The 13780-nt window shown below is 59.2% G+C and carries 13 protein-coding genes and 1 tRNA gene; 11 read left to right on the top strand and 3 right to left on the bottom strand.

Annotated features, from left to right (window positions below; all coding sequences use genetic code 11):
- Both WG936_RS11915 and WG936_RS11910 read left to right on the top strand, forming a co-directional pair.
- On the top strand, positions 1 to 197 hold a 197-nt coding region (locus WG936_RS11915), incomplete at its 5' end, for a hypothetical protein (RefSeq protein WP_339573026.1).
- Between the two features lie 9 nt (positions 198 to 206).
- Positions 207 to 1202, top strand: a complete 996-nt coding sequence (locus WG936_RS11910; RefSeq protein WP_339573025.1) for an SMI1/KNR4 family protein — start codon at positions 207 to 209, stop codon at positions 1200 to 1202.
- A 243-nt stretch (positions 1203 to 1445) separates the two neighbouring features.
- On the opposite strand, the gene WG936_RS11905 is transcribed toward WG936_RS11910, so the two are convergent.
- A tRNA-Leu gene (locus WG936_RS11905) sits at positions 1446 to 1528 on the bottom strand.
- Between the two features lie 175 nt (positions 1529 to 1703).
- Between WG936_RS11905 and WG936_RS11900 the strand changes: the two genes are divergently transcribed.
- The 8 genes from WG936_RS11900 (at position 1704) to crgA (ending at position 11037) form a co-directional block, all read left to right on the top strand.
- Entirely contained in the window at positions 1704 to 2471 is a 768-nt protein-coding gene (locus WG936_RS11900) for a DUF3662 and FHA domain-containing protein (protein ID WP_445227800.1), read from the top strand.
- A gap of 6 nt (positions 2472 to 2477) precedes the next feature.
- A complete protein-coding gene (locus WG936_RS11895) occupies positions 2478 to 2933 on the top strand; it encodes an FHA domain-containing protein FhaB/FipA (protein ID WP_339564750.1) in 456 nt (151 codons plus the stop codon).
- The gene (locus tag WG936_RS11890; RefSeq protein WP_339573024.1) at positions 2934 to 4319 is read left to right on the top strand and encodes a PP2C family protein-serine/threonine phosphatase; all 1386 of its coding nucleotides are present in this window, start codon (positions 2934 to 2936) and stop codon (positions 4317 to 4319) included. It begins immediately after the preceding gene.
- Positions 4316 to 5716: an FtsW/RodA/SpoVE family cell cycle protein gene (locus WG936_RS11885; RefSeq protein WP_339573023.1), complete on the top strand. Its 1401-nt coding sequence runs from the start codon at positions 4316 to 4318 to the stop codon at positions 5714 to 5716. Before WG936_RS11890 ends, WG936_RS11885 begins: the two co-directional genes overlap by 4 nt.
- A complete protein-coding gene (locus WG936_RS11880; RefSeq protein ID WP_339564753.1) occupies positions 5717 to 7165 on the top strand; it encodes a penicillin-binding transpeptidase domain-containing protein in 1449 nt (482 codons plus the stop codon).
- Positions 7166 to 7183: 18 nt separating this feature from the next.
- Entirely contained in the window at positions 7184 to 8671 is a 1488-nt protein-coding gene (locus WG936_RS11875; protein ID WP_339573022.1) for a serine/threonine-protein kinase, read from the top strand.
- Between the two features lie 24 nt (positions 8672 to 8695).
- Positions 8696 to 10684, top strand: a complete 1989-nt coding sequence (gene pknB, locus WG936_RS11870; protein ID WP_339573021.1) for a Stk1 family PASTA domain-containing Ser/Thr kinase — start codon at positions 8696 to 8698, stop codon at positions 10682 to 10684.
- Between the two features lie 86 nt (positions 10685 to 10770).
- Positions 10771 to 11037 (top strand): cell division protein CrgA, encoded by a 267-nt coding sequence (crgA, locus tag WG936_RS11865; protein WP_339564756.1) that lies wholly within the window; start codon positions 10771 to 10773, stop codon positions 11035 to 11037.
- Between the two features lie 428 nt (positions 11038 to 11465).
- On the opposite strand, the gene WG936_RS11860 is transcribed toward crgA, so the two are convergent.
- Positions 11466 to 12146, bottom strand: a complete 681-nt coding sequence (locus WG936_RS11860; RefSeq protein WP_339573020.1) for a rhomboid family intramembrane serine protease — start codon at positions 12144 to 12146, stop codon at positions 11466 to 11468.
- A 69-nt stretch (positions 12147 to 12215) separates the two neighbouring features.
- Entirely contained in the window at positions 12216 to 12737 is a 522-nt protein-coding gene (locus WG936_RS11855) for a peptidylprolyl isomerase (protein ID WP_339564758.1), read from the bottom strand.
- A 98-nt stretch (positions 12738 to 12835) separates the two neighbouring features.
- Between WG936_RS11855 and WG936_RS11850 the strand changes: the two genes are divergently transcribed.
- Entirely contained in the window at positions 12836 to 13618 is a 783-nt protein-coding gene (locus WG936_RS11850) for a hypothetical protein (protein ID WP_339564759.1), read from the top strand.
- The last annotated feature ends 162 nt before the right edge of the window (positions 13619 to 13780 follow it).

The following is a 13780-nucleotide window of genomic DNA, read 5'->3' as shown; positions in this document are numbered from 1 at the left end:
CAATGGACATCGTGTTCACAAGGTGGTGGGACTTCCGGCTCAAAGAGGGCAAAATCATCCCAACCGACCAAGGACATGTTCTCGAGCCGGGTTACCGCGCCCAGCTAATTGATGAGCTCCGCGAAGCCCCAGCACGCCAGCGACAAGGATTCTTCAAGGACTACATCACCAAATTCCAAAACCAACGCACACACTAAGAGAACCCAATGTTTAAACGCTACAAGAAGTACTTCGACTCCCTCGGCACCCCAGCGAGCGCGAAACGTATCAAAGACATCGAAGCAACACTCGGGCGTGAACTACCTGCCGCATACCGTGATGTGATCAAGCAAACCGGTGGCGGACAATTGGCCGAAAAATACTGCATGATCACCGGCATCGACTCAGATAACGTCGACCCCGAAGGAATCATGATCGACTGCATCCTCGGCAACGGCCACACCGACAGCGGCACCAACCTCGATCTTGCCGAGTACGCACCATTCCTCATGGACGAATGGGACCTCCCCAATGGCGTGCTTTTGTGCGCCATTTCTGAAGACGGCATGCACCAGTGTTTCGCCATCAACTACGAATTAGCGGAGTTTGCACCGCTGGGTGTGCTCTACATCGACACCGACCCGGATGGGGAGATCCTCCAGATCGCTGACTCCTTCGAGGATTTCCTTAGCATGCTGGCACCGCACCCAGACCTGTCCAAAGAAGCACCCGACTATAAAGGGCTTGCTATTGAAGGCGTCTTGCATGGGCCCATCAATGAAGAACTACGAGCAGTCATCGATGCCACGGGGGTCGATGATCTCGAAGACATCCTCCGGTACTTAGGTTTGCCGATGGCAAAGGCACTTGCAGGCCGAATCGAGCATGATCCGAAAGGAAAACGCTTCTTGGACGTACTGTACTGGGCCGTCCAACACGTACAGCCACACCACAGTGGGGCAAGCTTTTTTGGATGGCCTGATTCGGAAGGCAACGAGATGCCTACTCCAAATCTTAGTTCAATGTCCCGAGGCTCGTTCGTCGCCCCCGGTGGAATAGCAAACTTCAATACCAACCTTGGAACATGTGAAGCGTGGTTTATGTTCCACGAGCGAGAAGGTGTGCTCACTAAAACTGAGAAAGGCTACATTCTCAGTGACGAGTATGCCCTGCCTATTCTCGAGGAAACACGGCAGAAGATGCGGGAAGAAAAATTCGGCTAGCTATCACGACAGCCGGTTCACCAGTGACATAATCCACACACCTCATGATATCGAGTAGATACTGTCTTCCATTCAAATCCGAGTAGAAGGCAGCACTTTTCCACTCTTTGTGGGGACTTGCACCCGCAAGTCCCCACTCCCCAGTCCGGTACACTCGTGAACACGAAAACAAAAGAAACCGGAGGTCACTCCCTCTTTCGAGTTTGTGATCTCCGGTCCATGCGGTTCGTGAACCGCTCACTGTGGGCGAAGGGGGACTTGAACCCCCACGTCCTTACGGACACTGGCACCTGAAGCCAGCGCGTCTGCCATTCCGCCACTCGCCCGAGTGACTCAAAAGCCTAAGCATTTGCGACTCACCTAATTTAGCATGTTGCCTTAGAGAATCAACAAATCGCCTGTTCAGCATGACAAAACCCCAAGAGAAAGTTAGGACATGGGGAACAAACCCCTATACTGGACACGTTGTAGCTAGAGAAGGGAGGTGTGCTCGTGGGTTTGATGGATCGATTCGCTCGTTTGGATTCTGCGATGCAGCGTGGGCTGGATAACGGCCTGGCCAGGGTTTTTGGTGGTCGCGTTGTGCCGCCGGAGATTGAGGAAGCGCTGAAACAGGAGGCGGAGGATAACCGCGTACATACGTATGAGGGTTATGTGGAGGCGCCGAATGTGTTTAGGGTGCTGGTATCCGAGCAGGATCGAGAGAACTTAAACGAGCATCACCCCTCACTGGCGGCAGATTTTTCTGATCAGATGGCCCGCCATATCCGTAATCAGGGTTGGACGGCTCTCGGCCCGGTGGTGGTCACTATTGCGGCTGATGAGTCACTGAAGACGGGTCAACTGAAGGTGGAATCGGAGTCCGACGGTGATGTTGAATTGCCGGCGCCGCCTCCCGTTAAAGCAGCACCAACCCCTATGAAGCAGCCACGTGTGGAGGAAGCTATGGACGTCGAGAAGCAAGCACCGCAGCAGACCCAGCACCTTAATCTGTTGCTGCAGGACGGATCCAGCCGCACCTATGCGGTGAAGGAAGGCTCCAACATCATTGGGCGCGGGTCGGAGGCGGACCTGCGGCTGCCTGACACTGGGGTGAGCCGCGAGCATGCGGAGATCTCCTGGGATGGCGCGGACGCCGTCCTGACTGACCTGCAATCCACGAACGGCACCACTGTTAATGACATGCAGGTGGATAATTGGATGCTTGCCGATGGCGACGTGATTACGCTGGGGCATTCGCGCATCGAAGTCCGAATCACGAAGGGATAGCAGCTCATGGATGTCGGTATTCTGCTCATTTTCCGCATCGGCCTGCTCGTGCTGCTGTGGCTGTTCATCTTGGGTGTCATGCGCGCGCTCCGCACCGATGCCAACGTTGCAGCTGGCCCGGCGGTGAGCAATAGCGCACTGCCACTGCCCAAGCTGGGTAATAAGGGCGCCCCGCACCTGCTGAAGGTCATTGAGGGCCCACTGATGGGTTCTCACATGGACATCAGCACCCTGCAAGATCTCACCCTTGGCCGCAGTCAAGACGCGGACTTTGTTGTCGGGGATGATTATGCCTCCGGCCGCCACGCGCGCCTGTTCAAGCGGGGCAACGATTGGTTCGTGGAGGATCTGGATTCCCGCAACGGCACCTATGTGGCTGGCATGCGCATCGAGCAGCCGGAACGTGTTCGCCCTGGCACCGACATCAAAATTGGACGTACCACCGTCAGGTTGGAGCCATAAATGCTAAAGCTTAACTACACCGTCGCTTCAGACCGTGGCCTCGTGCGAGGCAATAATGAGGACTCCGCCTACGCCGGCCCCTACCTGCTCGCGCTTGCCGACGGCATGGGCGGGCACGCCGCTGGCGAGGTAGCCTCCCAGCTCATGATTGACCACCTGCGTGCCTTGGATGCTGACCCCGCAGACAATGACATGCTCGCCCTGTTGGGCTCCGTCGCAGACGATGCCAACATGTCGATCGCGGAACGCATCAAATCCAATCCCGAAACCGCAGGAATGGGCACTACCTGCACCACGTTGATGTTCGACGGCACTCAATTCGGGATGCTGCATGTCGGCGATTCCCGTGGCTACCGGCTGCGGGACGGCAAGCTGGAACGCATCACGCGGGATGACACCTACGTCCAATCCCTCGTAGATGAAGGTTCCCTGGATGCCGAGGATATCTCCACGCACCCACAGCGTTCCCTGATCCTCAAGGCCTACACCGGCCACCCGGTGGAGCCAACCCTCGGGATGCTTGACGCCCAGGTGGGCGACCGCATCCTGCTGTGCTCTGATGGTCTTTCAGACCCTGTCACCCATTCCACGATTGAAACCGCCCTCGCAGAAGGCACCCCCCGGGAAGCCGCTGTTCGACTCATCGAACTGGCGCTGCGCTCCGGCGGCCCAGACAACGTCACTGTGGTCATCGCGGATGTCATCGATTCCGAGGCCTACGATGGCCCAGCACTGCCCATCACCCCGATGACCGCAGGCGCGCTCAATGCCGGCGATCCGGAGGATCCCCGCCCTAATACCGCCGCGGGCCGGGCCGCCACCATGGTCGAGCGCGCCAAGCAGGAACGCCAACCGCAGACCATCAGCCCCTCTGGGGAGGTCACCAACCAGCTCACCGAGATCCCAGAGGCCGCCCGGCAGAAGCGGCGCAAGCCCTGGCTCGGCCTGCTGATCGCCATCATCGTGCTCGCACTGTTGGCGGCGGCAGGCTGGTTCGCGTTAGAAAAGGGCAAAGAGAACTTTTATGTAAACACCGACGAACACGAACAAATCGTGATCGAACTAGGCTTCAATACCTCCCTGTTTGGCAAGGACCTCCACTCGGTCTACCAGCAGGCCTGCCTGGACAAGGACGCCAAGCTGAAGGTGGTGAACCAGGGCGCGGCCGATTGCACGCCGTTCGTGGTCAATGACCTGAAGCCAGATGCTCGCTCCTCCCTCAGCTCAATGCCTAGCGGGAACTATGACGAGGTCATGCAGCAGGTCACCCGGCTGTCCGGCGAGCTCCTGCCAGAGTGCATCAAACGCGATAACGCCAACCCTGATGAGTCCCTGGCCGGCGACCTCAACACCCCGGGCGTGAACTGCCGGGAGGTGGCCAAGTGAGTATTTTCTCCCGCCTCACAATGCGACGCACCGAGTTTGGACTGCTCATTCTCGCCGCAATCCTCATCGCCGTGGCAATGGTGAATCTTGAGGTCTCCCTCGGCAACGAGTTGACCCGGGAAGTGCTGTACATCGTGTTCGGATACGTCGGCGTATTCACCATTGCGCACCTGGCGCTGTGTTTTCTCGCGCCCTATGCCGACCAAATCATGCTGCCCGTAGCCGCCCTGCTCAACGGGTTAGGGCTAATAATGATCTATCGCCTGGACTCCGCCCTGGGGAACTCCATGGCCACGCGCCAAGTGATGTGGACGCTAGTCGGCGTAGTGCTGATGGTGGTGGTGCTTGCGTTCATCCGCGACCACAAAATCCTCTCGCGCTTTTCCTATCTCCTCGGCGCCATTGGCCTAGTGCTTCTCGCCCTGCCGATGGCGTGGCCCATCCAGCCCGAGACCGCCGCGGATGCCAAGATCTGGATCACGCTCGGCCCATTTTCCATTCAGCCCGGCGAGTTCTCCAAGATCCTGCTGTTGCTGTTCTTCGCCCAGCTCCTGGTGAATAAGCGCGCCCTGTTCACGGTGGCGGGTTACCGCATCTTCGGCATGGAGTTTCCGCGACTGCGTGACCTCGCGCCGATCTTGCTGGTGTGGGCCATCGCCCTGCTCATCATGGCCGGCGAGAATGACTTCGGCCCTGCCCTGTTGCTCTTTGCTACCGTGCTCGGCATGCTCTACCTGGCAACCAGCCGGGCTTCATGGCTGCTCATTGGCGTGGTGCTGGTGGCCATCGGCGGATTTGGCGTGTACCAAATCTCCGACAAAATTCAGAACCGCTTCAGCCTATTCCTGGACCCAGTAGGCAACTGGGATACCAGCAGCCAGCTGGCCCAAGCCCTCTTTGGAATGTCCTGGGGCGGCATCATGGGTTCCGGGCTCGGACAGGGCTACCCACAGATCGTGCCGGTCGCTTGGTCTGATTTCATCCTCTCCACCATTGGTGAGGAACTGGGCCTGATCGGCCTGGCAGCCGTCCTGGTCCTGTTCACCATATTCGTGTCCCGTGGCATGCGCACTGCGCTGCTGGTGAAGGACTCCTACGGCAAGTTGGTTGCCGCTGGTTTGTCCCTCACCCTGGCCATCCAGATCTTCGTGGTCACCGGCGGTATCTCCGCTCTCATGCCGATGACCGGCCTGACCACCCCTTTCATGTCCGCCGGCGGTTCCTCGCTCATGGCTAACTACATCCTGCTGGGCCTGATCCTGCGAATCTCTGATTCGGCCAGCCGCCCAGCACAGGTCCCAGTTGCCGGAGGTCTGCCGGTGGGCAATGGAGCGGACGTCGATAATGCGCCTGCCCCACTTGGCACCGATACTTCTTTCCACCAGGCGGTGCGATAAATGAACCGAGCTATCCGAAATACCGCGATCTTCGCGCTCCTGATGTCCCTTGTCCTCCTGGTCAACCTATCGGTAGTGCAGGTGTTCAAAGACAAGGACTACGCCAAGAACGACCTCAACCGCCGCGGCCTCTATGAAATGAAATCCGTGCCGCGTGGCCAAATCTCGGCCGGCGGCCAGGTGTTGGCGCAGTCGGTCAAGGGCGCAGATGATTTCTACGTGCGGCAATACCCGAATGACGTACAACCTTATGGCGCGACCCTCGGGTATCTCTCTGACGTATACGGCGCCTCGGGGATCGAGTCCTCCTACAACGGTGTGCTGAGCGGCACCGACCCTTCACTGTTCGCCGCCCGCTGGTGGGACACCCTCAGCGGCAAGGAGAAGTCGGGCGCCTCCGTAAAGCTCACCCTGGAACCTGCCGTGCAACAAGCCGCCTACGAGGGTCTGACGAGCCGCGGCTACCAGGGTTCCGTGGTGGCTATCCGGCCGAAGACCGGCGAGATCCTCGCCATGGCCTCTACCCCGTCCTATGATCCTGCACTGATCGCAGATCCGAACACGGCAGAGGACACCTGGGCCGCACTGCAAAACCAGGAGGGGGCACCGATGCTCAACCACGCCTCCCAGGAGACACTGCCCCCAGGCTCCACCTTCAAGGTGATCACAACCGCCGCCGGCCTGGAGAGCGGATACACTGCCGATTCCTCCGTCACCGGCGCCCGCCAAATCACGCTGCCGAACACCAACACCACCTTGGAAAACTATGGTGGCCAGTCCTGCGGTGGTAGCAGCACCACCCTGCGCCAGGCCTTCGCCAAATCCTGCAACACGGCCTTTGTAGAAATGGGCATCAACGTGGGCGATCAGGCGCTGAGTAAGGCCGCCGAGAACTTCGGCGTGGATGACAACTATGACCTCGGGGTCCCAATGACCCAAGGCACCATCGGTGACCTGTCGGATGCGGCTGCGCGGGGACAGTCGTCGATAGGCCAGCGCGACGTCTCCCTATCCGTGCTGCAAAACGCCGTGGTCGCAGCCACCGTGGCCAATGGTGGCAAGCGGATGGAGCCACACCTTGTTTCCGAGATTCTCGGCAGCGATTTGAAGTCGCTGAAGAAGACCAAAGCGAAGGAGCTGAATGAGGCTGTTTCCCCGGAAATCGCTAAGACGCTGACCGAGCTGATGCGCGGTTCAGAGAAAATGACCTCGGGTTATACCGGCGCGGACATCGCTTCCAAGACCGGTACCGCCGAGCATGGCGAAGATTCCCGTAACTCTAACCCGCACGCTTGGTATATAGCCTTTGGACCATCCCAGGATGCGGATGTTGCAGTAGCCGTCGTGGTGAAGAACGGCGGCAACCGCGGCCAGGCCGCAACCGGTGGTTCCGTTGCCGCTCCCATCGGCCGCGAAGTCATCGATGCTGCGCTACGGAATGCGCGCTAGCGCAGAAAGGACTCTTCCATGACCTCCTCGTACAACACCGACGGCATCGAAGCCCTCCAGGAACTGATTGGCCCGGACTACCGGCTGCAGTGGATCATTGGGCACGGTGGCATGTCCACAGTGTGGCTTGCCGACGACGTCCGCAATGCCCGTGAGGTGGCCATCAAGGTCCTGCGTCCCGAGTTCTCGGACAACCAGGAATTCCTCAGCCGCTTCCGCAACGAAGCCACCACCGCCGAGAGCATCCAGCACCCCAATGTGGTGGCGACCTACGACTACCGCGAGCTTGTCGACGACCGTGGCCGCAACTTCTGCTTCATCGTCATGGAATTCGTCCGCGGCGAATCCCTCGCAGACCTGATTGCCCGGGAAGGCAAGCTCCCCGAAGAGCGCGCCCTGAATCTGCTGGAGCAGGCCGCGCACGGCCTCGGCACGATCCACGCTATGCACCTGGTGCACCGCGACATCAAGCCGGGCAATATCATGATCACACCGGAAGACCGCGTGAAGATCACCGACTTCGGCATCGCAAAGGCCGCGGCCGCAGTGCCACTCACGCGCACCGGCATGGTGGTTGGCACCGCCCAGTATGTTTCCCCGGAGCAGGCGCAGGGCCACAATGTCACCGCCGCCTCCGATATTTATTCCCTTGGCGTAGTGGGATACGAGCTGCTTTCCGGCGCTCGCCCTTTCAGTGGCGACTCCTCCGTTTCGGTGGCCATCTCACACATCAAGGATGCGGCCCCGCCGCTGGATACGACAGTGTCCGCCCCGGCGCGCGAGCTCATCGCCGTCGCGTTGCGCAAGGATGCGACGCGTCGCTTCCCGGAGGGATCCGCCTTTGCCGCCGCAATTTCGCAGGTACGCCTGGGGCAGCCGCCGCGTGATCCGAGCCCACAGCCGGTCGCGGAGACCACCCCCTATGCTCCAACAAATGCACAGACCACTGTCATGCCGGTGGGTACGCCTGCGGAAGTACTGCAGCAGGCCGCCCCGACTGGGGTTCCTAGCAGCCACCTCCCGGGCGCCGTCGGTACTGCGGGAGCGGCTGGCGCTGCGAAAACCCAGCAGGGTGGCAAGGGTGGTTGGATCGCAGCTGGCCTGCTGTTAGCGATGCTCATAGGTGGCGGTGGCGCGTGGGCGCTGCGCACCATGAGCAACGATCCGCAACCTTCGCCGGCACCGGCTACCTCCTCGGTTGCACCGGTGACCACTGCGCCAACAACGAGCCTTGCACCGAAGACCTCTAAGTTGACCTCGCCACAGGAAACGGTCACGCAGTCCGTACCGCAGGCGACGACGATCTATGAAACCACGGAGCCGTCCTCGGAAGCTCCGAGCAGCCAATCAAAGGCGACGAAGACGAAGGAAACTAAGACCAAGGAATCGAAACCAAAGACTACGGAGCCACAGGTTTCCATCTCGGAGGCACCACTGCCTTCCCAGACCGTGGACCTTGGGATTCCCAATTTAGGCACGATGCCTAATAATGTACAGAACAACTAATAGACTAGGGAGGAGGATCGGCACATGACTGCACACGCGCTCGGCTCACGTTACGAGCTCGGGGAAATGATCGGCACCGGCGGTATGTCGGATGTCTATCGCGCCAAGGACACGCTGCTGGGGCGCGATGTCGCCGTGAAGATTATGCGTGCCGACCTCGCCCGCGACGAAGGCTTCCGGGAGCGCTTCCGCCGCGAAGCTCAAAACGGTGGCAGCCTGAACCATCCGGCCATCGTTGCCGTCTATGACACCGGTGATACCGAAATCCACGGCACCACTGTCCCCTACATTGTGATGGAGTTGGTGACGGGCAAAACGCTGCGCGCCATCATCCGCGACGATTCGCCTATCCTGCCCGCCGACGCCGCAAAAATGCTGGCACCAGTGTGCGAAGCCCTGCAGGTGAGCCACGATGCCGGCATCATCCACCGCGATATCAAGCCTGCGAACATCATGATCACGCCCGTCGGCGACATCAAGGTGATGGACTTCGGCATTGCCCGCGCGCTAGGCGACGCCACCTCCGCGATGACCGCTACCGCTGCCGTCATCGGTACCGCGCAATACCTCTCCCCGGAGCAGGCTCGCGGTAAGAGCGCGGATGTGCGCTCGGATATCTACGCCACTGGCTGCGTGCTCTATGAATTGCTCACCGGGCGCCCGCCATTTTCCGGCGACAGCCCCCTGGCAATCGCGTATCAGCATGTCCAGGAAGATCCGACCCCGCCTTCTGAACTCATTTCGAACCTGTCCCCGACTGCCGCCGTGAACATCGATGCGGTGTGCTTGACCGCCATGGCTAAGCACCCGGATGACCGGTATCAGACCGCTGCGGAGTTCGCGGAGGATTTGCGTCGTATCCAGCGAGGCGCCGTGGCATTGGCAGCCCGCAACCATCTGAGCATCGACCCGATCCCCACCCCGGTCCCTGCTGACCCACCAACCCAAGTCTTTTCCGAGCCGGTCACCGTGGCGACCCGTCAAGAGCCGTCGCGTGGGGCGGTTTCCCAGCTCACGCCGGCACCACCAATTTCCGCGGCTCAGCATTACAAGGAGCAGGAACGCAAGAGCCCGTGGGGTGCGGTGCTGGGAACCCTCGCTGTCCTCGCGTTGCTCGGCGGTGGCGGTTACTTCGCCTACACCCAGTTCAGTGATGGTGCTGGCACTTCCCAACGAACCTCTCAGAACGTAGCCATTCCGAATGTGGCTAATCAGCCAGAGGCCAGCGCGGTCGCCCAGCTGGAGAAGTTGGGCCTCCAAGTGGAACGCAAGGAAGAATCCAGCCCGACGGTTCCAAAGGGGTCCGTCATTGCCACCAACCCAGCATCAGGCTCCCAAGTCCGGGCCGGGGCGACAGTTACGCTCATCGTTTCCTCCGGCAAGGAGATCATTGAGGTTCCTGACCTCGAAGGCCTGACCACGGCTGCCGCGGCCACCGCGCTTTCCGACGCCGGGTTGCAGCTGGACAACGCCGTGAAAGAAGAAGACTCGGACACGGTGCCTAAGGGGCAGGTCATGGAGCAATCACCAGGAGCAGGCTCCCAGGTGTCCAAGGGCTCTAAGGTGTCCATCAAGATCTCCAAGGGCGTTGAGGAAGTCCGGGTTCCGAACATTGAGGGCATGAAGTGGGATTCCGCAGAGTCCAACCTGACCTCCCTCGGTTTTGTCCCACAAGTAAAGGTTGTGGATTCCAACGAGCCGGCCGGCACGGTGATTTCGCTCGCCGAGTCAGGGCAAACACTGCCCAAGGGCTCGCAGGTGACGGTGACAGTGTCCAATGGGGCTGCGGTCAGCGCGCCTTCGCTGACCGGGATGACGGTGCCACAGGCACTGCGTGCGCTACGTGCAGCGGGTTGGACGGCTCCGGAGACTTCACTACAACAGCGACGCGTTGCCACCACCGCGCTGGTGGATCAAGGCAAAATCGCGAAGCAGGATCCAGCCGCGGGCAAGAAGCTGAGCAAGGATTCCCTTGTTTATGTGGACGTCTATGAATTCCAATTGCTCCCTTAGGGGCGATAACGGCGCGACCTTATTGCCGGACTATGCCCCAACTGGCACAATGAGACCGCAACAGAACTTGAATGAAAGTGTGAACGATGCCTAAAGCAAAAGTCTCCAAGTCCACCGCCCCGGTGAGCTCTACCGCTACTAACCGCACCCCGGTGAAAATCAGCTCCTCGGGTACGCCACTCTGGTACAAGATCATCATGTTTGGCTTGATGATCATCGGACTGCTGTGGCTGGTAGTTAATTATCTAGCAGGCATGGATATCGCCTTTATGCGCGAGCTAGGACCGTGGAACTACGGCATCGGCTTCGGATTCTTCATCCTGGGGCTTTTGATGACGATGGGCTGGCGTTAGCCCCCACCGCTATTCCCCCTGCCGGACCTTGGGTTCGGTTGGGACGTCTCACTGTTGATTCGTCCCAACCAGATCCAAGGTCCGGCTTCTTTTGAACTGTATGTAAATGCCATTGTTGTAATTCCACCCCAGCGATGTGTACACACCCCTGCCGATCAAGTTATCCACAGGCTGGGGATAAGTTTGTGCATAGTTAAACAACTGCCAACCTTTCACAATTCCACAGGCGGTGGATAAACCTGTGCACAACTTTGTCAGCATCGGCCTTGTGTTCTAATCTAGGCGCAAATTCACTGCTAATTCTCACCCATTCGAAACTGCAGGCGTAAATTACAAGAATGTAGTTATCCACACTGTGGACAACTCCTGTGTATAACTTGGCAGAAAAAATCCCCATCACAAAGATGGGGATAACTTGTGTAAAACAGCTACAGACTCCACAACCCGCTGGTGGTGAATGTAGCCAGCCTCCAAAACAAAGCCACGAGGTAGCCGATGAGCACCATGGATATACAACAGGCACGCCACCCCCGCGAACGCGGCAACAGTGCAACCGACAATAAAAACCCAGCTAATAGGCCTCCCAGGTGGCCCCACAGCGAGATACCGGGGGTGATTACCGTGAAGGCAATATTCACAATGATCAGCACTATAGGGGCGCGGAGATCGCCACCGCGCTGCATCACAACACCCACCAACAGGGCCATCAGCGCATAGCCCACGCCTGAAGCGCCAGCAGTAGCGTTGATGGGGTCCAGCCATACCGTGAGGGTGCTCGCACCAATGGCGGCGGTCAACCACACCAATATGTACAAGCCCCGGCCCGCGTACTGTTCAATCTCCCTACCGAGCAGAAAGAGCAACACTAGGTTCAGCGCAAGATGGCCGGGGCCGATGTGCATGAAGGCGGAAGTGAGCGCCCGCATCGGCCCCCACGCGTCATACATGTCCGGTAAGTACAGGATGCTGGCATCAGCGATCGCGCTGCGGGAGAGGTTATCCACGAGGGAGAGGGATTGGATGGCCGTCGCCACGTACGCGAGGATCATCGCTGTGCAGAAGGCCACGGTGGCTGGGGCTTGCTGCCACCACCGTTGGATGAGGTTCATGGGTGCTCCAATGAAAAACGCCTGCCGCCGACGGACGTCGACAAGCAGGCGGAAAAGGGTGCGAAACAGTTACGCGATGGTGATCGAGTTGATAACTACGTCCTCGGTCGGACGATCCATTGCGCCGGTAGCGGTGGTGGCGATCTCGTCGACTACCTTCTGGGAAGCCGCGTCGGTGACCTCACCGAAGATGGTGTGCTTGCCGTTGAGCCATGGTGCAGCAGCCACGGAGATGAAGAACTGGGAGCCGTTGGTGCCGGGGCCAGCATTCGCCATGGCCAGCAGGTAGGAACGGTCAAAGCGCAGCTCAGGGTGGATTTCATCACCGAACATGTAGCCTGGGCCGCCACGGCCGGTGCCGGTTGGGTCGCCGCCCTGGATCATGAAGCCGTCGATGACGCGGTGGAAGATAGCGCCGTCGTAGAACGGGCCCTCAGTGGTGCCAGAAGCGTTGTTGGACTTGTACTCCTTGGAGCCATCAGCCAGGCCAACAAAGTTGGCAACGGTCTCTGGTGCATGGTTGCCATAGAGGTCAATGACGATGTCGCCACGGTTCGTATGCAAGGTCGCAGTTGCGGTCTTTTGAGTCATGAGCACAATGTTACGTCATTCCCTGTCACGTTTCCCGCAATGTGGCTACGCTTGAAAGCACGAACCCCTCGACTAAAAGGAAAGAGGATTGAAGAAATATGAACAATGTCCGTCTCGCTATCAACACCACCCGTGCTGCCATCGGCGCGCTCAACGATTACCGGGAGCGCAAGACTGCGGAAGCCTATGAAGCGCTTTCCGACGTCGCAGAGAACTACACCCTCGCCGAGCTCGCGGAAATGGGCCAGGAAAAGGGTCGTGCGATTATTGACGACCGTCGCGACTCCGCCGCTAAGGTAGCCGAGAATGCCCGCGTCCGCCTGGAGAAGGCACGCGAAGAAGCAGCCTCCGCCGGCGCTACTGCCACCACGGCAGGCACGGCTAAGTTCGCTGATTTCCGGAAGGAATCCGAGAAGAAGTCTAAGCAGCTAGCCAAGAAGGCTAACAAGCGCGCAGTGAAGGCTGGCCTGAAGAAGGCTCCTAAGAAGAAGTGTGGCAAGCTGAGCGCCACTGCGCTGCTCGTAGCCGTACTCGGTGCCATCGGTGCCGCTGTGTACTGGTTCATGTTCCGCCCGGAGAAGGCGAACACTGTTCCACCTCGGGTGGAGGAACACACGGCTGAGGGCTCTCGCCTTGTTTACTCCTCGGTCACCCCGACCGACACTGAGGTTGATGCGGACTTCCTGGAAGACCTTGATAAGCAGCTTGCTGAGCACCAGGCTCAGGATGCTGATGTAGCCGAGCAGACTCAGGCGATCAATGATGGCGAGTTCGCTGACGACGCCATCGATGAGGCGCTGGATAAAGCCAACGTTGCTGAGCTGGATTCTCTCGAGGATCAGGCTGAGGAAGCTGAGAAGGAATTCGACGAGAAGCAGTAATCCTTCTCGCTCCTTTGTCGCCCCGTCCCAGGTTATGTGAACTGCTCCCCATTAGTTGGACTGAGAAATCAGTTTCCGACTAGTGGGGAGTTTTTCTTTTGAGAGCACGAAGTTCGTTGAGTCAGGTACAGCGGGAGCAGCTCGTTGAGTTATTTGAACAGG

Source organism: Corynebacterium sp. H127 (assembly GCF_037482665.1).
Lineage (GTDB): Bacteria > Actinomycetota > Actinomycetes > Mycobacteriales > Mycobacteriaceae > Corynebacterium.
Note: the sequence above shows the minus strand (reverse complement) of the source record. Positions and strands in the feature narration are given on the sequence as shown.